The organism is Streptomyces sp. NPDC043738 (genome assembly GCF_056436545.1).
Genome location: NZ_JBWKCJ010000002.1, coordinates 160,573 through 179,924 on the forward strand (window position 1 = coordinate 160,573; position 19,352 = coordinate 179,924).

A 19,352-nucleotide genomic window follows, 5' to 3' on the forward strand; every position below is an offset into this window, starting at 1 on the left:
GCGAAGGCAGGGAAGAGGTGGTGGTCGTGCGTCCCTTGGGCCTGTCCATGCGAGGATCGGGAACCGTCAGAGCAGACTTATGGAAGGTTGATCGTGGCTGAGCAGCTTTACGCCACCCTGAAGACGAACCAGGGCGACATCGAGATCCGGCTTCTGCCGAACCACGCACCCACGACGGTCAAGAACTTCGTCGAGCTCGCCAACGGCGAGCGGGAGTGGACCCACCCGGCGACCGGCAAGAAGTCCACGGACCGGCTCTACGACGGCACCGTCTTCCACCGCGTGATCAGCGGCTTCATGATCCAGGGCGGCGACCCGCTGGGCAACGGCACCGGCGGCCCCGGCTACGAGTTCAAGGACGAGTTCCACCCCGACCTCGCCTTCAACAAGCCGTACCTGCTGGCCATGGCCAACGCCGGCCCGGGCACCAACGGCTCGCAGTTCTTCATCACCGTCTCGCCGACCGCGTGGCTGACCGGCAAGCACACCATCTTCGGTGAGGTCAGCACCGAGGCGGGCAAGAAGGTCGTCGACGCGATCGCCGGCACCCAGACCAACCCGCGCACCGACCGCCCGGTCAACGACGTGGTCATCGAGTCCGTGGTCATCGAGACCCGCTGAGCCGCGTCTTGTGCCCCGGCCGGGTCCGGGGGAACCATTGCGCCCCGCCCGGTCGTACTCCGGGCGGGGCGGTGTGTTTGACGCCTCCGGGGCGGGTGCCGCGCCCCGCACACAGCAAGAGGACGAGGGGACCGATGGACCAGGTGCCAGGCAGCCCACAGGAGCCGCAGAACGCGCGGGGCGACGACGGCCTGCCGGGCTGCTACCGCCACCCGGATCGCCCGACCGGCATCCGCTGCACCCGCTGCGACCGGCCGATCTGCCCGGACTGCATGGTCAGTGCCTCGGTCGGCTTCCAGTGCCCGGACTGTGTACGAGGCGGCAGCGGGACCGGCCACGCCCCGGGGGCGACGGCACCGCGCACGATCGCCGGCGGCACCATCGCGGCCGATCCGCGGCTGGTCACCAAGATCCTGCTGGGCCTCAACGCCGCTGTCTTCCTCGCCGTGCTGGCGACCGGCGACGAGCTGGTGGGCCGGCTGGACCTGCTGGGGCTCGCCTTCGACCCGAGCCGGTACCAGCTCGTCGGCGTCGCCGAGGGCGAGTGGTACCGCCTGCTGACCGCGATGTTCCTGCATCAGCAGATCCCGCACATGGCCTTCAACATGCTCTCGCTGTGGTGGCTGGGGCCGCCGCTGGAGGCGGCGCTCGGCCGGCTGCGGTTCATCGCGCTGTACATGCTCGCGGGCCTGGGCGGCAGCGCCCTGTCCTACCTCCTCGCCGCGCAGAACCAGCCCTCGCTGGGCGCGTCCGGCGCGATCTTCGGGCTGCTGGGTGCGACCGCGGTGCTGATGCGGCGGATGCGCTACGACATGAAGCCGGTGCTGATCCTGCTCGGCCTCAACCTGGCCTTCACGTTCCTGTGGCCGCATATCGCCTGGCAGGCGCATGTCGGGGGCCTGGTGGTGGGCGCCGCGGTGGCGTTCGGGATGGTGCACGCGCCGCGCGACCGCCGCAACGCGGTCCATCTCGCGACGTGTGCGGTGGCGCTGCTCGCGATCGGCGCGGTGGTGTGGGTACGGACCCTTCAGCTGGTGGGCTGAGGGTCCCGTCCCGTCAAGTTGTCCACAGTACGTGGCCGATCTTGTGCATGCTGTGCGGAACTGGTGTCCCACGCCGCCCTGACCTGCGTTTCCCCAGTAAGGACAGGGGGAGGCGGAGGTCAGGGGCGGGTGCCGCCGATCACACCGGCGTCAACCTCCAGAGGGTTATCCACAGATCTTCTGAAGTTTTCCCCGGCTGTGGATAACTGTGTGGATGGCCTTGGGCAGGGCTTGCGCTACTTCCACTGTGTGGATACGCCGAAGCCCACCGCGATGAAGCCGAAACCGCAGACGATGTTCCAGTTGCCCATGGCGGCGATCGGCAGATCGCCCTCCGACACGTAGAACAGCACGATCCACACGAGCCCGATCAGGAACATCGCCAGCATCAACGGCGCCACCCAGCCGCGGCCCGAGGCCATCTTCAGGTTGGTGGTCTTCGCCGGCGGCGGCGTGAAGTCGTCCTTCTTGCGGATCCGTGACTTCGGCACGAGGAACTCTCCTGTCGATGTGCTGCTCCCCCACTCTCGACGTCGCTCGAGCGGCTGACCTGTCCGCGCGGGGGAGGTACGAGGTGTGCGCCGGGCTGTGGACGCGATGGGGAGCGGATTCCTTTCCCGGGCGTCCGTTAGCGTAGTGCTTCCGCGGCGTCGTAAGGAGTAAGGGTACGTTGAGTAATTCCGCTGACTCCTCCGGCCGCCCCGTCCGCCTGCGACTGCGGCCCGTACGGCTGCTCACCCTGGTCGTCTTCGCGCTCGCCGGGCTGCTCTTCTGGCTGAGCTTCGACACCGCGCGTGGCACCAATCTACGCTCGGACGACTCCATGCTGCGGCTGTCCGACCTCATCCAGGAACGCAGCCACAAAAACGGCGCCCAGGACGACCGCAACGCCACCCTGCGCGAGGAGGTCGACGCCCTCGCCCAGCGCGACAACGGCAGCTCCAAGGCCGAGGACGCCAAGCTCAAGGCGCTGGAGAAGAGCGCCGGCACCAAGGCGCTGTCCGGCCAGGGCGTGACCGTCACCCTCACCGACGCCCCGCCGAACGCCACCGCCAAGATCCCCGGTGTTCCCGAGCCGCAGCCCAACGACCTGGTCATCCACCAGCAGGACCTGCAGGCCGTGGTGAACGCCCTGTGGCAGGGCGGCGCCAAGGGCATCAAGGTCATGGACCAGCGGCTGATCTCCACCAGCGCGGTGCGCTGCGTCGGCAACACCCTGATCCTCCAGGGCCGGGTCTACTCCCCGCCGTACAAGGTCACCGCCGTCGGCGACCGCGAAGCGCTCAACAACGCACTGACCGCCTCCCCCGCCATCCAGAACTATCTGCAGTACGTCAACGCCTACGGACTGGGCTGGAAAGTCGACCAGCACGAGGCGATGACTCTTCCCGGCTACTCCGGCACAGTGGATCTCCACTACGCACAGCCTGTGAAGCCGTAGCCCGCGCGCCGCGGGGCGGCGGGGAGGGGCGGGGCCGATGACGCTGCGGTGGATCGTGCGGACGCTCAGCGAGGCCTGTGTCACCGTCGGCGCGCTGATCGTCCTCTTCGTGGTCTACCTGCTCTTGTGGACCGGCGTACGGGCCGACAGCGCCATGGACGGCGAGATCGGCAAACTCCAGCACCAGTGGTCGTCGTCGCCGGCCACCGAGCCCGGACCCGATCCCGCCGCCGGCGAGCCCACCCCGGCCCCGCGGCCCCGCCGCTATGTGCCGGGCGGCTCCTTCGCCGTCATGTACGTTCCGCGCCTCGGCGCGGACTGGGCCAAGCCCGTACTGGAAGGCACCGGGACCGACGTCCTCAAACGAGGCCTCGGCCACTACGCCCGCACCGCCCGCCTCGGCGAGGTCGGCAACTTCTCCGTCGCCGGCCACCGCCGCACCTACGGCGACCCCTTCAAGGACTTCCCGCGGCTGCGGCCCGGCGACGCCGTGGTGCTGACCGACGGCACGACCTGGTTCACCTACCGCATCGACAACCGGCCCTACACCACGCTGCCCGGCGACATCGGCGTGATCGACCCCGTACCGCGCAAGTCCGGATTCAACGGCCCCGGGCGCTACCTCACACTGACCACCTGCGAGCCGGAATGGGGCCACAGCCACCGGCTGATCGCCTGGGCACACCTCGACTCCACCCAACCCGTGGCACAGGGAAGGCCGTCGGCTTTGACGAGCTGACCCCCCTGCGCCCGCCCTCGCCCTTTACTCTGGTGTCGCAATCGACATCGTCATCGGCATCGGCAAGGGGACAGCGACAGCATGTACGGCTGGATCTGGCGGCATCTGCCGGGCAACACATGGGTCAAGGCGCTGATTTCCCTGGTGCTCGTGCTGGCGATCGTCTTCGTGCTCTTCCAGTACGTCTTTCCGTGGGCGGAGCCGCTGCTGCCCTTCAACGACGTCACGGTCGACCAAGGGATGGCAGCCGTCCGATGACCGCACGGATTCTTGTCGTCGACAACTACGACAGCTTCGTCTTCAACCTCGTCCAGTACCTCTACCAACTGGGCGCCGAGTGCGAGGTGCTGCGCAACGACGAGGTCGCGCCCCGGCACGCCCAGGACGGCTTCGACGGGGTACTGCTCTCGCCCGGTCCCGGCACCCCCGAGCAGGCCGGCGTCTGCGTCGACATGGTCCGGCACTGCGCGGACACCGGCGTCCCGGTCTTCGGCGTGTGCCTGGGCATGCAGTCGATGGCGGTCGCCTACGGCGGCGTGGTGGACCGCGCGCCCGAGCTGCTGCACGGCAAGACCTCGCCCGTCCTCCACGAGGGCGTCGGTGTCTTCTCCGGCCTCCCCTCCCCCTTCACCGCCACCCGCTATCACTCGCTGGCCGTCGAGCCCGACACCGTCCCCGACGAACTGATCGTCACCTCCTGGACGGAGGCCGAGGACGTCCCCGGCGGACGGATCGTCATGGGCCTGCGGCACCGCGAACTGCCGGTGGAGGGTGTGCAGTTCCACCCCGAGTCGGTACTGACCGAGTGGGGACACCGGATGCTGGCCAACTGGCTCGTCGAATGCGGCGACGAGGGAGCTGTGGAGCGCTCGACGGGGCTCGCCCCGGTGGTCGGCAAGGCCGGCGCGTGACCGCCCTGCGCCCCGAGCGTGAAGGGAGATCCTACGACCCGTACGAGGAACAGCCGTACGCGTCGCAGGAACCGTACGGGTCGCAGGACCCGCACGGACGCCCCGATGCGTTCGAGGCGGCGGTGGGGCGGCTCGACGACCCGCTGAACGATCCGCTCCCGGGCCGGGCATCGCCGCCGCCCACGCCGGCCCCCGCGCCCGCACCGGCGCCCACGCCGAGTCTGCTCGACCAACCGGGCCGGGGGCGCCGCCGGGGCAAGCCGGCGGAGGAGGGGCTGCCGGGCTCACCGTGGTTCCGGCCGCAGCAGACGCCGCAGCAGACGCCGCAACGGCCGGCCCCGGCGCCGCAACGGCCGGCCCCGGCGCCGCAACGGCCGGCCCCGGCGGCGCCCCCCGCCCCACGGGGACCGCAGCAGCCCTTCGGCCCCGCGTCCCGCTCCGCGCCCGCTCCCGCCGCGCAGGGGCCGGACGACGAGACCATGGCGCTGCGGCAGGCCGAGAAGCGCGGCGGGGGCACCGTTTCACGTGAAACCGACACGGCCGTTTCACGTGAAACATCGACATCGGCGTCCACCCCGGCAGTCGGCGGCCGTGCGGCCCGGCGTAAGGCCGCTCAGGAGGCCGCCAAGCGAGGCGGCAGGCGTGGCCGGCGCGGAGATGCGGCCACCGCCACAGCGGCCGCTGCGACGGCCGCTGAACCGGCTCCCGCACCCACATCCCGGCTGGAGGCCCGACGGGCCGCCCGTGCCGCCAAGGACAGCCCCAGCCTGATCGTCAGCCGCGCGCTGGGCGAGGTGTTCATCACCCTCGGCGTACTGATGCTGCTGTTCGTCACCTACCAGCTGTGGTGGACGAATGTGATGGCCGAGCAGGAGGCGGGCGGCGCCGCCAACAACCTCCAGCACGAGTGGGACAAGGGCGGCGGGGAGAAGAAGAATCTCGCGGCCGGCGAGCGCTTCGGGATCATGTACATCCCCAAGCTGGATGTGAAGGCGCCGATCGCCGAGGGCATCGACAAGCCCAGCGTGCTGGACCACGGCATGGTCGGTCACTACGACAAGAGCAGCGGGCTCAAGACGGCGATGCCCTGGGACAAGAAGGGCAACTTCGCGGTCGCCGCCCATCGCAACACGCACGGTGAGCCGTTCCGGTACATCAACAAGCTCACCAAGGGCGACAAGATCATCGTCGAGACGCAGAGCTCGTACTACACGTACGAGATGGAGAGCATCCTCCCGCAGACGTCTCCGAGCAACACCAGCGTGATCGGTCCGGTACCGCCCGGCTCGGGATTCACGGGGCCGGGGCGCTACATCACCCTGACGACGTGCACGCCGGAGTTCACCAGTACCTTTCGGATGATCGTCTGGGGCAAGATGGTCGACGAGCGGCCGCGGAGCAAGGGCAAACCGGAAGCGCTCGCCGGCTGAGCGAACACAAAAGGGGTACTACGCGGTGACTGCAACCGGAACCGACGAGGACAGCGACCGGTTCGCGCCGCCACCCAAGCCGCGACGCCGGGTACGCAGGACCATTGCCGCCATCGTCAGCGTCATCGGCGAGCTGCTGATCACGGCCGGTCTGATCATGGGCCTCTTCGTCGCCTACTCGCTGTGGTGGACCAATGTCCTCGCCGACCGCGAGGCGCACAAGCAGAGCGACCAGGTGCGCCAGCACTGGGCGAGCAGCGGGCCCAAGGGGCCGGGGGAGCTGGACACCAAGGACGGCATCGGCTTCCTGCACGTACCGGCGATGAACAACGGTGAGGTGCTGGTCAAGAAGAGCACCGCCGAAGACGTCCTCAACGAGGGGGTGGCCGGCTACTACACCAAGCCGGTCAAGTCGGCGCTGCCCCAGGACAAGAAGGGCAACTTCACCCTCGCCGCGCACCGTGACGGTCACGGCGCGAAGTTCCACAACATCGACAAGCTCAAGGACGGCGACCCGATCGTCTTCGAGACCAAGGACACCTGGTACGTCTACAAGGTCTACGCGACGCTCCCCCAGACCTCGAAGTACAACGTCGACGTCCTCAACAAGGTCCCCAAGGAGTCCGGCAAGCGCAAGCCGGGCCGCTACATCACCCTGACGACCTGCACCCCGGTCTACACCTCGACCTACCGCTACATCGTCTGGGGCGAGCTGGTCCGCACGGAGAAGGTCGACGCGGACCGCACACCGCCGAAGGAGTTGGGCTGACCGGCCCGCAGCACCCCGCAAGCGCCCGCCAGGACCTCGCGCACGCACGATGAAGCCCCGGCCGCCCTCCAAGGGCTGCCGGGGCTCCACTGTGCCGTCACTTCACGGACGCCGGCCGTCAGCCGCCGAACGGTCCGCCGAAGAAGCCGCCACCGTCGTCGCCGCCGTCACCACCGCCACCACCGACGGTGGTCAGCGTCACGGTGGCGGTCTTGGGGTCGGACGGCGTCTGCGGCTGCGGGTCCTGGGTGATCACACGGGCGTTGTCGTCCGGTGAACTGCCCGCAGCGACCTGGATGTTGGTGAATCCGGCCTGCTGCAGCGCCTGCTTGGCTTCCTTGAGCTTCTTGCCCCGCACGTCCGGCATGGGGGTCTGCGCCGCAGCCTTGCCGATCGTGAGGGTGACCGTGGAGCCGTTCTTGGCCTCGGTGCCTCCGTCAGGCGTCTGCGTGAGCACCTTGCCGACCTGGTTCGGGTCGGGGGTCTCCTGCTCGGACTTGCTGACGTCGAAGCCGAGGTCCCTCAGCTGCTTCTCCGCCGCGGCGGCGTCCTGCCCCACGACCGGCGGGACCTTCGTCTTCGGGCTCGCCTGGGCCACGGTCAGCGTGATCTTCGCGTTCTTGGACGCCTTGCTCTGACTCGTGGGGTCCTGGTCGATGACGGTGCCCGGCGTGCGGTCGGACTCCTGCTGCTTCTGCGTGACGTTGGTGAAGCCCTTGTTCTGCAGCTCCTTGGAGGCGTTCTCGAACGTCAGACCCTTGACGTCGGGAACAGTGATCTTCACACCCCCCGAGCACAGCGTGACCGAGACCGTCTCGCCCTTGCTGATGTCGCCGCCCGCGGCCGGTTCCTGCTCGGTGACCTGGCCCTTCTTGACGTTGTCGCAGGCCTTGCGGCCGCCCAGGGCCACCTTGAAGCCGCCGTTGACCCCGAAGTCCTTGGCCTCCGACAGGGTCTTCCCGACGAGGTTGGGCACCGTCGTCTCGGTGCTCTTGTTGCCGCCCTTGAACATCGCCTTGCCGATGAAGATCGCACCGACCAGGACGAGGACCGCCGCGAGCACCAGCAGGATCGTCGAGGTGTGGCTCTTCTTCTGGCCGCCGCCGCGCCGCCGGTCGCCACGATCCTCATAGCCGTAGCCGCCGTCGTCCGGGTTCATCGGCGGGAGCATGGAGGTCTGGCCCGCCGGATCCTGCGGACGCAGCATCGTGGTCGGCTGGTCCTGGTCGTAGCCGGCCGCGCCCATGGCGGAGGTCGCCGCGACCGGCTGGCCCTCCAGCGCCGCCTCGATGTCGGCGCGCATCTCATCGGCCGACTGGTAGCGGTAGTCCGGGTCCTTGACCAGCGCCTTCAGGACGATGGCGTCCATCTCCGGCGTGATCTCGGGGTCGAAGTTGCTCGGCTTCTGCGGCTCCTCGCGGACATGCTGGTAGGCCACCGCGACCGGTGAGTCGCCGATGAACGGCGGCCGGACCGTGAGCAGTTCGTAGAGCAGACAGCCGGTGGAGTACAGGTCGGAGCGGGCGTCGACCTGCTCGCCCTTGGCCTGCTCGGGCGAGAGGTACTGCGCGGTGCCGATGACCGCCGCGGTCTGCGTCATCGTCATCCCGGCATCGCCCATCGCACGGGCGATACCGAAGTCCATGACCTTGACCTGGCCGGTGCGCGTCAGCATGACGTTGGCCGGCTTGATGTCGCGGTGGACGATGCCGGCCCGGTGGGAGTACTCCAGCGCCTGGAGGACACCGGTGGTCATCTCCAGCGAACGCTCGGGCAGCAGCTTCCGCCCGGAGTGCAGCAGCTCACGCAGGGTGGAGCCGTCCACGTACTCCATGACGATGTACGGGATCGAGACCCCGTCGACGTAGTCCTCGCCGGTGTCGTAGACCGCGACGATCGACGGATGGTTCAGCGAGGCGGCCGACTGGGCCTCACGGCGGAACCGGGCTTGGAAGGACGGGTCACGAGCGAGATCCACCCGCAGCGTCTTCACAGCTACGGTGCGGCCCAGGCGGGTGTCATGCGCGAGGTACACCTCGGCCATGCCACCGCGGCCGAGCACCGAGCCCAGCTCGTACCGGCCGCCGAGGCGACGCGGCTCTTCCATAAGCTTCTCCAGCCCTCTCCGTCAGTCCCGACCGCACCGGTGTGTGGTCCGGCGGTGTGCTGTCCGGGCTACCGTACCCGGCACGCCACTTCGGATCGGGTCAGAGCCGCAACCTGATATATGACCGGTATGGGCATGACCCGAGTCACTTCTCGCCTTCGAGTACCGCCTCCATGACGCGCTTGGCGACCGGCGCGGCGAGCTTGCCACCGGCGATGTCGTCGCGGAGGGTGTCGGATCCCTCGATGACGACGGCGACCGCGACGGGAGTGCCCTTGTCGGTCTTCGCGTAGGAGATGAACCAGGCGTACGGGTTGTCCTTGTTGTTCTCGCCGTGCTGCGCCGTACCGGTCTTACCGCCGACTGTGACGTCCGGGATCTGGGCGTTGGTTCCCGTGCCCTCCTTGACCACGGTCTCCATGATGCTCTGGATCTTCTGCGCGTTCTCCGGCGAGAGCGGCTGGCTCATCTCCTGCGGCGTGTGCTGCTGGACCACGTTGAGGTTCGGCGCGACCAGCTGCTCGACCATGTACGGCTTCATCAGCTTGCCGCCGTTGGCGACCGCCGAGGCGACCATGGCCATCTGCAGCGGGGTGGCGCGGTTGGAGGCCTGGCCGATGCCCGCCATGGCGTTCTGCGGCCGGTTGTCCGTGGGGAAGATGCTCTCCGCGGCGCGGACCGGAGTGTCGATCTTCGCGTTGTTGAAGCCGAACTTCTCCGCCTCGGACTTCATCTTCTTGTTGCCGAGGTCCGCGCTGATCTTGCCGAACACCGTGTTGCAGGACACCCGCAGCGCCTCCCGCAGGCTGGCGTTCTCGCACGGGATGTTGCCCTCGTTCTTCAGCTGGAGGCCGGCCGTGTCGGGCAGCGTGTAGGGCAGCGGCGAATCGGTCTTGGAGTCGACGTCGGTGTAGAGGCCGTTCTCCAGGGCCGCCGCGGCCGTGACGACCTTGAAGGTCGAGCCCGGCGGGTAGGTCTGGCGCAGCGCCCGGTTGAGCATCGGCTCGTCGGGGTTGTTCTTCTTCTGCAGCCCGAGGTAGGCCTTGGCGTCCTTGTCGCTCATCCCGGCGAAGGTGGACGGGTCGTACGACGGGGTGCTGGCCAGCGCCAGGATCGCGCCGGTCTCCGGGTTGATCGCGGCGACCGCGCCCTTCTGGTCGCCCAGGCCGGCGAAGGCGGCCTTCTGCGCCTTGGCGTTCAGGGTGGTCACCACGTCACCGCCCTTCTGCTTGCTGCCGGTGAACATGTCGACCGTGCGGCTGAAGAAGAGCCTGTCGTCGGTGCCGGTGAGGATGCCGTCGTTGAGCTTCTCGAGCTGGTTGGCGTCGAAGGCCTGCGAGGCGTAGCCGGTGACCGGCGCCCACATCTTGCCGTTCTTGTACGTGCGCTTGTACTTGAAGTCACCGCTGTCGGTGGTCGTGGAGCCGGTGACCGCCTTGCCGTCGACGATGATGTTGCCCCGCGGCGTGCTGTAGCGCTCGATGGCCACCCGACGGTTGTGCGGGTCGTTCTTGAGCTCGTCGCCCTTGACGAACTGCACCCAGTTGACGCGGACGAGCAGGGCGAGGACGAGCAGGCCGCAGAAGATCGCGACCCGGCGCAGAGGCTTGTTCACGGGCGGACCACCTGGGTCATCTCGGCGTCGGTGGACGGGGCGGGGGCCGGTGCCGGGCGGCGTGCGGTGTCGCTGATCCGGAGCAGGATCCCCACCAGCGCCCAGTTGGCGATCACGGAGGAGCCACCCTGGGCGAGGAACGGCATCGTCATACCCGTCAGTGGGATCAGGCCCGTCACACCGCCGGCGACGACGAAGACCTGCAGCGCGAACGCGCCGGAGAGGCCGACGGCCAGCAGCTTGCCGAACGGGTCACGGGCGGCCAGCGCGGTACGGATACCGCGCTCGATCAGCAGGCCGTACAGCAGCAGGATGGCCATCAGCCCGGCCAGTCCGACCTCCTCGCCGACGGTGGCGAGGATGTAGTCGCTCTTCGGCGCGATGCCCAGGATCAGGCGGGAGTAGCCCTGTCCCAGGCCGGAGCCCAGGATGCCGCCGGAGCCGAAGGAGTACATGGCCTGGGCGGTCTCGGTGACACCGCCGTCGAGCAGCTCCAGCGGGTTGAGCCAGTTGTGCACACGCGTCTGGACGTGCGACTCGAACGACGCCACCGCGACCGCGCCGCCGGCGCTGAGCAGCAGGCCGAACACGATCCAGCTGGTCCGCTCGGTCGCGACGTACAGCATCACGACGAACAGGCCGAAGAACAGCAGCGAGGTACCCAGGTCGGTCTCGAAGACCAGGATCATCAGGCTCAGCGCCCAGATGACCAGGATCGGGCCGAGGTCGCGGCCGCGCGGGAGGTAGAGCCCCATGAAGCGGCGGCTGGCCAGCGCCAGCGCGTCCCGCTTCACCATCAGGTAGCCGGCGAAGAAGATCGCGATGATGATCTTCGCGAACTCGCCGGGCTGCAGCGAGCCGAGGCCGGGGATCGTGATCCAGATCTTCGCGCCGTTCACGCCGGGGAAGAACATCGGCGCGACCAGCAGCACCAGCGCGACCACCATCGAGATGTAGGTGTAGCGCTGCAGGACGCGGTGGTCCTTGAGGAAGATCAGGATGCCGAGGAACAGCGCCACACCGAGCGTGGACCACATCAGCTGGTTGGGCGCCATCGCCTTGCCCAGCGAGGGCTCCTGGTCGAGCCGCCAGATGAAGACCAGCCCCAGGCCGTTGAGCAGGGTGGCGATGGGCAGCATCAGCGGGTCGGCGTACGGCGCCCACTTGCGGACGACGAGGTGGGTGACGCCCGCCAGCAGACCGAGGCCCAGGCCGTAGCCCAGCACACCGGCCGGCACCGACCCGTCCTTCGCCAGTCCGACGTTGATGTACGCGAACACGGGGATCAGCACCGCGAAGACCAGCATGGCCAGCTCGGTGTTGCGGCGGCTCGGGGCTCCGATGGTGCCGATGGTGGTGGTGTTGGTGGTACTGCTCATGAGATGTCCGGCCCCCTACGCCCTCACTGCTGGGTGCTGCAATTCTTTTCCAGCTTCAGCTGCTCCTCGGAAGGGGCCTGGCTGGGAGTGGGTGTGGGAGTCGGGGTCACGGTCGCCGCGAGGGTACCGGCCGCGCCGGCCTTGTCGGTGGAACCGGGCTTGGCCGTCGGCGTCCCCGGCTTGGTGGGCGTCCCGGGCTTGGCGGGCGTGCCCGCCTGGCCCTTGCCCTTGTTGCGGGCCGCCTCGCGCTCGGCGGCCTCCCGCTGCTCCTTGCTGCGGCAGGCGTTGGCCTGCTTGCTCAGCTCGGCGACCTTCGTGGCGGCCTGGGAACGGCTGTCGACCGGGATGGTCTCCCTGACCTGGTTGCGCTGGTACAGCGGCAGGTACTTGAGTTCGATCTCGGGGTGGTCCTCGTCCACGTCGTTGAGCTTGATCCACGCGAGGTCCTGGCTGATACCCCGGTAGAGCGCGACGTGGCCCTCCTTGGTGCCGACGAAGTACTGGGTCTGCGTCCAGCGGTAGCCCGCGTACAGACCGCCGCCGACGACGGCCAGGGCGAGCGCGATGAACAGGGACCGCTTGATCCATCTGCCGCGCTTGGGCTTGACGAAGTCCTCGTCCATGAACGCGCCGAAGGAGCCCTGCGGCGGACCGCCGACCTCGGGGCCACCGCTTCCGGGCGGGCCGAAGGCGCCTCCGGGGGCGGCCGGCTGGCCTCCGGGCCGGCCGAGCTCGGCGGCCCGGGCGGCGGGCGTCTGCATCGTGCTGGGGTCGCTCAGCTGGTGCTGGTTCTCCGCGACGGCACCCACGATCACCGGGGTGTCGTTGAGCTGCCCGGCCATCGACTCGTTGCCGTCCACGTCCAGGACGTCGGCGACGATGCAGGTGATGTTGTCGGGGCCGCCGCCGCGCAGCGCGAGCTGGATCAGCTCCTGCACCGTCTCGTGCGGCCCGTGGTAGCTGGCGAGGGTCTCTTCCAGCGTCTGGTGGCTGACGACTCCGGACAGCCCGTCCGAGCAGATCAGATACCGGTCGCCGGCCCGCACCTCGCGGATCGACAGATCCGGCTCGACGTGATCGCCGCTGCCCAGCGCCCGCATCAGCAGCGAACGCTGCGGATGGGTGGTGGCCTCTTCCTCGGTGATCCGGCCCTCGTCGACCAGCCGCTGCACCCAGGTGTGGTCCTGGGTGATCTGGGTCAGCACGCCGTCGCGCAGCAGATACGCGCGGGAGTCGCCGACATGGACGAGCCCGAGCCGCTGCCCGGTCCACAGCAGGGCGGTCAGGGTCGTGCCCATGCCCTCGAGCTGGGGGTCCTCCTCGACCATCACCCGCAGCTGGTCGTTGGCGCGCTGTACGGCGCTGCCGAGCGACGTCAGCAGGTCCGAGCCCGGAACGTCGTCGTCGAGCTGGACGAGCGTGGAGATCACCTCGGAGGAGGCGACCTCGCCGGCGGCCTGGCCGCCCATGCCGTCGGCGATGGCGAGCAGGCGCGGCCCGGCGTAGCCGGAGTCTTCGTTGCCCTCGCGGATCATGCCCTTGTGCGATCCGGCGGCGAAGCGCAGTGACAGACTCATGCGCACCTCACCCGTCGGCTCGGGGTACAGCCGGTCTCGTCGAGCCACACTGCCCACCCTCCGGTCGGGAGCACGCCCGGGTCCGCCGAGTGGACCGCCGCGGCTCGCTCGCTGCGCTCGCTCATTGTCACTACTTCCGCAGCTCGATGACGGTCTTGCCGATGCGGATCGGGGCTCCCAGCGGAATCGGTGTCGGGGTCGTCAGTCGGGTCCGGTCCAGGTACGTGCCGTTGGTGGAACCGAGGTCCTCGACGATCCACTGGCCGTCACGGTCCGGGTAGATCCTGGCATGCCTGCTGGACGCGTAGTCGTCGTCCAGCACGATCGTGGAGTCGTGCGCACGGCCCAGGGAGATCGTCTGGCCTTGGAGGGCGACGGTGGTGCCGGTCAGCGAGCCTTCGGAGACCACCAGCTTCGTGGGGGCTCCGCGGCGCTGGCGGTTGTTTCCGCGGCCGCCTTCCTGGCGGCGCGGCTGCTGCGGGGGCGCGGCAGCCTGGCGCTGCGTACGCGCATCCGGCCCGCCGCGCCGGGCGGCACCGCGCTGTGTGACGCGCGTGCCGAACAGATCGCTGCGGATGACCTGTACGGCCACGATGACGAACAGCCACAGTACGGCGAGGAAACCCAACCGCATGACCGTGAGGGTCAGCTCTGACATTGCCCCCGCTTCACCCTTCGGCTTGCCGGTAAACGATGGTGGTACTGCCCACGACAATCCGCGAGCCGTCGCGGAGATTAGCGCGAGTGGTGTGCTGCCCGTCTACCACGATGCCGTTCGTGGAACCCAGATCCTGGATCGTGGGGGGCGTTCCGACCCGGATCTCACAGTGACGCCGGGAGACACCCGGGTCGTCGATCCGTACGTCAGCGTCGGTGCTGCGGCCCAGCACGAGAGTGGGGCGCGAGATCTGGTGGCGGGTGCCGTTGATCTCGATCCAGCGCCTGGTCTGCGCGTAGGGCTGCGGTCCTGCACCGGGCGGTGCCGTACGGGGTACGGGCTGTGCGCCGCCGGGAGGCGGGGACGCGGGCATGGGAGGCGGGCTCACATGGCCGCCGCGGGGCACCGCGGGGGCACGATGGGCCGCCGCCGGGCCCGGCTGGTCCTGGGACGAGCTGGAGGCGAGCGTACGGCTGCGGACGCGGTACAGGCCGGTGTCGAGATCGTCGGCCTTCTCCAGATGGACCTTGATCGGCCCCATGAAGGTGTAGCGCTGCTGCTTGGCGTAGTCGCGGACCATGCCGGCGAGCTCGTCGCCGAGCTGGCCGGAGTAGGGGCTGAGGCGCTCGTAGTCCGGCGCGCTCAGCTCCACGATGAAGTCGTTGGGGACGACGGTGCGGTCGCGGTTCCAGATGGTGGCGTTGTTGTCGCACTCGCGCTGCAGGGCGCCGGCGATCTCAACGGGCTGCACCTCTGACTTGAACACCTTGGCGAAGGTGCCGTTGACGAGACCTTCGAGACGCTGCTCGAAACGCTTCAGTACTCCCACGGGGCACCTCCTTCCTCAGTCTTCGTCGGGGTCGTCCTGATCGGGTCGTCCTGATACTGCTTACTGATCGTATCCACGCGTCGGGAAATCGGCTGGTTCCCCTTTCCCGCCTTGAGGACGAGTGTCGCCCCTCACAGGGTTGCCCGGTGCTTGCTTGCTCCTTGCCCACTGCTTGTGCACTGCGATCGTAGATGTGCCCCGAAGACAGTGTCCCGCAACCGCCGACCACCCCTGCCGGGCGGGGGCCGGAGCCGGACACCGTGCGGCACGAGCCGTTCCGGCCGCCTCCGGGGTGGCCCGGGCGGACCCGTTCCGGTTGCGGCTACCGCGAGTGTGACCCCTCGGGGTGGCACTCGGCGAATGCCCGAGGCGAGCAGGGTGCCACCCCGACCCGGGTGCCCGGAGGAAAGGCGTGTGAACCCACCCCTGCCAGCGTGCTAATGTTCTGGATGTCGGAAGGCGCTCGCACAAGACCCGGACGGAACACCCCGGATCACGTGAGAGAATCAAACGACAGCACCCATGCGCGGGTGGCGGAATAGGCAGACGCGCTGGATTCAGGTTCCAGTGCCCGAAAGGGCGTGGGGGTTCAACTCCCCCCTCGCGCACAGATGAGACCCCCGGTCTCCGGAGAAATCCGGAGACTGGGGGTTTCTTGTTGTCTTCGTCACGTTGTTGGGTATGTCACGGGCTTTGGCGGGTGGGGCGGGGACGGGCCGAGTCCGGGCGGGGCGCGGGAGAGTGCGGGCGGGCGCGGGGTGCTCGGGCGGGACGCTCGAGGGCTACCGCACCTTCGCGGGCGCCGGGCCTTCTTTAGCGTGCTTCGTTCTCTTTGTCCGTTTCATTTCCTTCCTTTCGTTCACCCACTTCGCCACCTTCTTCTCTTCTATCCATTTCGCCTTTTTCGTCTATTTCATCTTTCCTTGGGTCCACCACGCCTTGATTCCTCCGGCACCTTCCTCGCCTACGTGGTCGTTGTGAGGCCCTCTGCCGGGTCCGCGATCTCGGTCACGGCCGTGCGGAAGGCGCGGACGCGGGCCGTTTCGCGCTCGGTGTGGTGGACGAGCCCCAGGACGGAGTCCGGCAGGCCGGTGACGGGGACGAAGGCGATGTCGCGGCGGCCGTGATAGTCGGCGGTGGGCCGGCACAGCAGCATCCCGCCGCGGTCGGCGGCGGTCAGGGTGAGGCCCTCCTGCAGGGTGCTGACCCTGGGGCCGGCGGGTATCGGGCGGCCCTGGGGGGTGGCGGCCGGGGCGTGGGCCGCGCGCCAGTAGGCGGGCGCGGGGTCGCCCGGGGAGATCAGGGCGACGCCGGCGAGATCCTCGGCGGTGATCGTGGCCCGGGCCGCCAGCGGGTGGCGTACGGACACCGCGAGGGTCTGCTGCTGGGCGGAGAAGACCGGACCGAGGGTGAGATCGGGCTCGGCCATGGGCAGCAGCGTGACGGCGACGTCGACGGTGCCGCTGCGCAGCGCGCCGAAGGGGTCGCAGAGCGGGATCTCGACGATCTGGGTGGCGCAGGCCGGGTGGCGGCGGTGGAAGGCGTCGATGGCCCGCATGATGCGGTCGTCCGCGGTGCCCTGGAAGCCGATCGTCAGCCGGCCCTCGATGCCGCGGGCGGCGCTGCGGGCGCGCTCCACGGTGGCGCGCAGTGCGTCGTAGGCGGGGCGCAGCGACATACGGAACTCCTCGCCGAGCGGAGTCAGGCGGACCCGGCGACTGGTGCGGTCCACCAGGCGGGCGCCGATCCGGGACTCCAGGGCCCGCAGGAGCTGGCTGACGCGGCTCTGCGACACGTACAGCCGCTCGGCGGTGCGGCCGAAGTGCAGCTCCTCGGACAGGACGAGGAAGCACTCCAGCTCGCGCAGTTCGAGCCCGGGGGCGGGGCGGTGGGCGGTGGTGGTCGTGGCCGGTGGGCCGCTGCCGCTCATGGGGTCCTTCGTGGGGCGTTCGTGAGGTGGTGGCCGGTGGCATGGCTCTACGGATCGATGCGTCCTGCTCGTGGACGGATCGATAAGTGCTGCTCATAGAAGGGTGAGGAGTTGGCCGTTGTTCCCCGGAGGGTGCGGGCGTTGGCTGGGGACATGACGAACGGTGAGGGCGGGACGGCGGTCCGCGGAAGTGAACCAGGTGGACGGTCGGGGGAGTTGGCGGGAGTACGGGGCGGTGGCTGGCCGGCGGTGGGGGCGCTGGCGGCGGCGACGTTCACCGTGGTGACGTCGGAGATGCTGCCGGTGGGGCTGCTGACGCCGATCGGCCGGGAGCTGCGTGTCTCGGACGGCACGGCGGGACTGACCCTGACCGTGACGGGCCTGGTCGCGGCGGTGGCCGCGCCGGTGCTGACGTTGCTGGTGGGGCGGCGGGACCGGCGTGCGGTGCTGGTCGCCCTGATGGGCACGCTGGCGGTGGCGAACCTGGTCGCGGCGTATGCGCCGAATGCCGTGGTGCTGCTGGCGGCACGGGTGCTGGTGGGGCTGGGGATGGGAGGGGTATGGGCGATCGCCGCGGGGCTCGCGGTGCGGCTGGTGCCCGGCAGCCGGGTCCCGGCGGCCACCTCCCTGATCTTCAGCGGGGTCGCCGCGGCGTCGGTGCTGGGGGTGCCGGCCGGCACGTTCCTGGGTGAACTGGGCGGCTGGCGCAGCGCGTTCGTGGCGATGGCCGTGGTCTGCGGCGCGGTGGCGGCTGCCCTGGCCGTACTGCTGCCGCCGCTGCCGGAGGACCGGGCGGTCCGGCTGAACGGCGTGCTCGGGCTGCTGCGCGGCGCTTCCGTGCGGACCGGACTGCTGCTGGTGGCGCTCCTGGTGACGGGCCACTTCGCGGCGTACACCTATGTGCGGCCGGTCCTGGAGCAGGTGGCCGGTGCGCGGGCGGACCAGATCGGCACGCTGCTGCTGGCGTTCGGCCTGGCGGGCCTGGCGGGCAACTTCGCCGCCGGTGCCGGTGCGGCGCGCGCACCCCGGGCGGCGCTGCTGGCGATCTGCGGGGTGCTCGCGGGCGCGGTGCTGCTGGTGCCGCTGCTGGGGCGCGGCGCCGGGGTGCCGGGAGCGGCCCTGCTGGTGGCCGTGTGGGGTCTGGCCTACGGGGGCGTGTCCGTCAGCACCCAGACCTGGCTGATGGCCGCCGCGCCGGGGGCCCGGGAGGCGGCGTCCGCGCTGTTCGTGGCGGTGTTCAACGGGGCCATCGCGCTGGGCGCCCTGCTCGGCGGCCGGGCCGCGGACGGCTGGGGCGTGGTGGGCGTGATGTGGCTGGGCGGTGCGCTGGCGGTGGGGGCGCTGGTGACGGTGGGAGTGGGGAGGGGGCCGCGGATGTAGGTGGGGCGGAGGGGGAGCGGCTGTCGGGTGTCTGCCGCGGGACCCGTTGGCGGGGTGGTGCGACGGAGGAAGTGGGCGCGGGCCCGGGGGCGTGGGCCAGGGGTGGGGCGGTGTGGCCGGTGCCCCCGGGGCGGGCGCGGGTGGTGGGTCTCAGGCGGCGAGGCGCTCGGCCAGGGCCTTGGCCTTGGCGGCCGCGTCCTGGTGGGCCTTGTCCCGGGAGGTCTCGTACAGGGGGACCAGGTCGGCCATCGCCGGGTTGCTGGGGGCCATGGTGAGCTCGGGGACGATGAAGTCGACGTCGAGGCCCATGCCGCCGTTCAGGACGGCCTCGAGGTAGTTCTGGACGTACTCGAAGGACTCTCGGGGCGTGCCCGGTGCGTACGAACCGCCGCGGCTGGCGACGACGGTGACCGGGGTGCCCTTGGCGGACGGCGTCTCGCCCGCCGTGCGGCCCATGATGATCACCTGGTCGAGCCACGCCTTGAGCGTCGAGGGGATCGTGAAGTTGTACATCGGCGCCGCGATCACGACCGCGTCGGCCTTCTCCAGCTCCTCGGCGAGCTCGACCCGCAGCGCGAAGGCGGCCTGCTGCTCGGGGGTGTGGGTGGACGGGTCGGAGAAGGCGGCGGAGGCGGCGACGCCGTCGAGGTGCGGCAGCGGGTCGGTGGCCAGGTCGCGGTGGATGACCGTGCCGTCGGGGTGCTGCTCCTCCCAGGCCTTGCGGAAGGCCGCGGTGACGGAGCGGGAGGCGGAGCCGCCCTCGGGGAAGAGGGAGGAGTCGATGAGCAGAAGCGTGGCCATGGGAATCGGTCCTTCGGTTCGCGGTCGGACGGGGCGCGGCCGCTGGTTGAATTCCGTACGTCCCTATTAATAACACAGGAGCTTACTTTTCTGCAGTAGCCAACGAGAAGGCGGTACTCTGG

18 protein-coding genes and 1 tRNA gene are annotated in these 19,352 nt (G+C 69.7%); 10 read left to right on the plus strand and 9 right to left on the minus strand.

All coding sequences use genetic code 11. From position 1 onward, the window contains the following. Positions 1–93: 93 nt before the first annotated feature. Positions 94–621, plus strand: coding sequence for a peptidylprolyl isomerase (locus tag AC0680_RS03835; protein WP_384424218.1), 528 nt, complete (start codon positions 94–96; stop codon positions 619–621). A gap of 134 nt (positions 622–755) precedes the next feature. Continuing rightward, a complete protein-coding gene (locus AC0680_RS03840; RefSeq protein ID WP_478624645.1) occupies positions 756–1,664 on the plus strand; it encodes a rhomboid family intramembrane serine protease in 909 nt (302 codons plus the stop codon). A gap of 236 nt (positions 1,665–1,900) precedes the next feature. Here AC0680_RS03840 and crgA read toward each other — a convergent pair whose 3' ends face one another. Further along, the gene (crgA, locus tag AC0680_RS03845) at positions 1,901–2,155 is read right to left on the minus strand and encodes a cell division protein CrgA (protein WP_384424216.1); all 255 of its coding nucleotides are present in this window, start codon (positions 2,153–2,155) and stop codon (positions 1,901–1,903) included. Between the two features lie 179 nt (positions 2,156–2,334). On the opposite strand from crgA, the gene AC0680_RS03850 reads away from it, so the two are divergent. The 6 genes from AC0680_RS03850 (at position 2,335) to AC0680_RS03875 (ending at position 6,954) form a co-directional block, all read left to right on the plus strand. Then, positions 2,335–3,105 carry a DUF881 domain-containing protein gene (locus AC0680_RS03850; RefSeq protein ID WP_478624647.1) on the plus strand — a complete coding sequence of 257 codons (771 nt, stop codon included), beginning with the start codon at positions 2,335–2,337 and terminating at the stop codon, positions 3,103–3,105. A 37-nt stretch (positions 3,106–3,142) separates the two neighbouring features. After that, the gene (locus AC0680_RS03855; protein WP_478624648.1) at positions 3,143–3,844 is read left to right on the plus strand and encodes a class E sortase; all 702 of its coding nucleotides are present in this window, start codon (positions 3,143–3,145) and stop codon (positions 3,842–3,844) included. 81 nt (positions 3,845–3,925) lie between these two features. Continuing rightward, positions 3,926–4,102, plus strand: coding sequence for a hypothetical protein (locus AC0680_RS03860; protein ID WP_384424213.1), 177 nt, complete (start codon positions 3,926–3,928; stop codon positions 4,100–4,102). Then, a complete protein-coding gene (locus AC0680_RS03865) occupies positions 4,099–4,755 on the plus strand; it encodes an aminodeoxychorismate/anthranilate synthase component II (protein WP_468975941.1) in 657 nt (218 codons plus the stop codon). Before AC0680_RS03860 ends, AC0680_RS03865 begins: the two co-directional genes overlap by 4 nt. Next, positions 4,752–6,185, plus strand: coding sequence for a class E sortase (locus tag AC0680_RS03870; RefSeq protein ID WP_478624650.1), 1,434 nt, complete (start codon positions 4,752–4,754; stop codon positions 6,183–6,185). The genes AC0680_RS03865 and AC0680_RS03870 overlap by 4 nt, the downstream gene beginning before the upstream one ends. A gap of 25 nt (positions 6,186–6,210) precedes the next feature. Beyond that, positions 6,211–6,954 (plus strand): class E sortase, encoded by a 744-nt coding sequence (locus AC0680_RS03875; protein ID WP_478624651.1) that lies wholly within the window; start codon positions 6,211–6,213, stop codon positions 6,952–6,954. Positions 6,955–7,072: 118 nt separating this feature from the next. Here the strand turns inward: AC0680_RS03875 and pknB are convergent, their stop codons facing one another. From pknB to AC0680_RS03905, 6 genes are all read right to left on the minus strand, one after another. Next, positions 7,073–9,061, minus strand: coding sequence for a Stk1 family PASTA domain-containing Ser/Thr kinase (pknB, locus tag AC0680_RS03880; protein ID WP_478624653.1), 1,989 nt, complete (start codon positions 9,059–9,061; stop codon positions 7,073–7,075). A 145-nt stretch (positions 9,062–9,206) separates the two neighbouring features. Beyond that, entirely contained in the window at positions 9,207–10,676 is a 1,470-nt protein-coding gene (locus tag AC0680_RS03885) for a peptidoglycan D,D-transpeptidase FtsI family protein (RefSeq protein WP_478624654.1), read from the minus strand. After that, entirely contained in the window at positions 10,673–12,055 is a 1,383-nt protein-coding gene (locus tag AC0680_RS03890) for an FtsW/RodA/SpoVE family cell cycle protein (protein WP_399145875.1), read from the minus strand. The genes AC0680_RS03885 and AC0680_RS03890 overlap by 4 nt, the downstream gene beginning before the upstream one ends. Positions 12,056–12,078: 23 nt before the next feature. Beyond that, entirely contained in the window at positions 12,079–13,632 is a 1,554-nt protein-coding gene (locus tag AC0680_RS03895) for a PP2C family protein-serine/threonine phosphatase (protein WP_478624657.1), read from the minus strand. Between the two features lie 130 nt (positions 13,633–13,762). After that, positions 13,763–14,290: an FHA domain-containing protein FhaB/FipA gene (locus tag AC0680_RS03900; RefSeq protein ID WP_468976011.1), complete on the minus strand. Its 528-nt coding sequence runs from the start codon at positions 14,288–14,290 to the stop codon at positions 13,763–13,765. 10 nt (positions 14,291–14,300) lie between these two features. After that, complete coding sequence (locus AC0680_RS03905; RefSeq protein WP_384424204.1) at positions 14,301–15,119, minus strand: FhaA domain-containing protein; 819 nt, start codon at positions 15,117–15,119, stop codon at positions 14,301–14,303. A 524-nt stretch (positions 15,120–15,643) separates the two neighbouring features. Here AC0680_RS03905 and AC0680_RS03910 point away from each other — a divergent pair. Next, a tRNA-Leu gene (locus tag AC0680_RS03910) sits at positions 15,644–15,727 on the plus strand. Positions 15,728–16,083: 356 nt separating this feature from the next. Here the strand turns inward: AC0680_RS03910 and AC0680_RS03915 are convergent. Then, positions 16,084–17,049, minus strand: coding sequence for a LysR family transcriptional regulator (locus AC0680_RS03915; protein ID WP_478624659.1), 966 nt, complete (start codon positions 17,047–17,049; stop codon positions 16,084–16,086). A gap of 153 nt (positions 17,050–17,202) precedes the next feature. On the opposite strand from AC0680_RS03915, the gene AC0680_RS03920 reads away from it, so the two are divergent. After that, positions 17,203–18,429: an MFS transporter gene (locus AC0680_RS03920; protein WP_478624660.1), complete on the plus strand. Its 1,227-nt coding sequence runs from the start codon at positions 17,203–17,205 to the stop codon at positions 18,427–18,429. A 150-nt stretch (positions 18,430–18,579) separates the two neighbouring features. Here the strand turns inward: AC0680_RS03920 and AC0680_RS03925 are convergent, their stop codons facing one another. Further along, a complete protein-coding gene (locus AC0680_RS03925; RefSeq protein WP_478624662.1) occupies positions 18,580–19,230 on the minus strand; it encodes an FMN-dependent NADH-azoreductase in 651 nt (216 codons plus the stop codon). Positions 19,231–19,352 lie beyond the last annotated feature (122 nt).

Excerpts from the sequence above, each read along its gene's own strand:
- AC0680_RS03840 (WP_478624645.1), top strand. The coding sequence starts at position 756 with ATGGACCAGGTGCCAGGCAGCCCACAGGAGCCGCAGAACGCGCGGGGC.
- AC0680_RS03855 (WP_478624648.1), top strand. The coding sequence starts at position 3,143 with ATGACGCTGCGGTGGATCGTGCGGACGCTCAGCGAGGCCTGTGTCACC.
- AC0680_RS03860 (WP_384424213.1), top strand. The coding sequence starts at position 3,926 with ATGTACGGCTGGATCTGGCGGCATCTGCCGGGCAACACATGGGTCAAG.
- AC0680_RS03865 (WP_468975941.1), top strand. The coding sequence starts at position 4,099 with ATGACCGCACGGATTCTTGTCGTCGACAACTACGACAGCTTCGTCTTC.
- pknB (WP_478624653.1), bottom strand. The coding sequence starts at position 9,061 with ATGGAAGAGCCGCGTCGCCTCGGCGGCCGGTACGAGCTGGGCTCGGTG.
- AC0680_RS03890 (WP_399145875.1), bottom strand. The coding sequence starts at position 12,055 with ATGAGCAGTACCACCAACACCACCACCATCGGCACCATCGGAGCCCCG.
- AC0680_RS03895 (WP_478624657.1), bottom strand. The coding sequence starts at position 13,632 with ATGAGTCTGTCACTGCGCTTCGCCGCCGGATCGCACAAGGGCATGATC.
- AC0680_RS03900 (WP_468976011.1), bottom strand. The coding sequence starts at position 14,290 with ATGTCAGAGCTGACCCTCACGGTCATGCGGTTGGGTTTCCTCGCCGTA.
- AC0680_RS03915 (WP_478624659.1), bottom strand. The coding sequence starts at position 17,049 with ATGAGCGGCAGCGGCCCACCGGCCACGACCACCACCGCCCACCGCCCC.
- AC0680_RS03920 (WP_478624660.1), top strand. The coding sequence starts at position 17,203 with ATGACGAACGGTGAGGGCGGGACGGCGGTCCGCGGAAGTGAACCAGGT.
- AC0680_RS03925 (WP_478624662.1), bottom strand. The coding sequence starts at position 19,230 with ATGGCCACGCTTCTGCTCATCGACTCCTCCCTCTTCCCCGAGGGCGGC.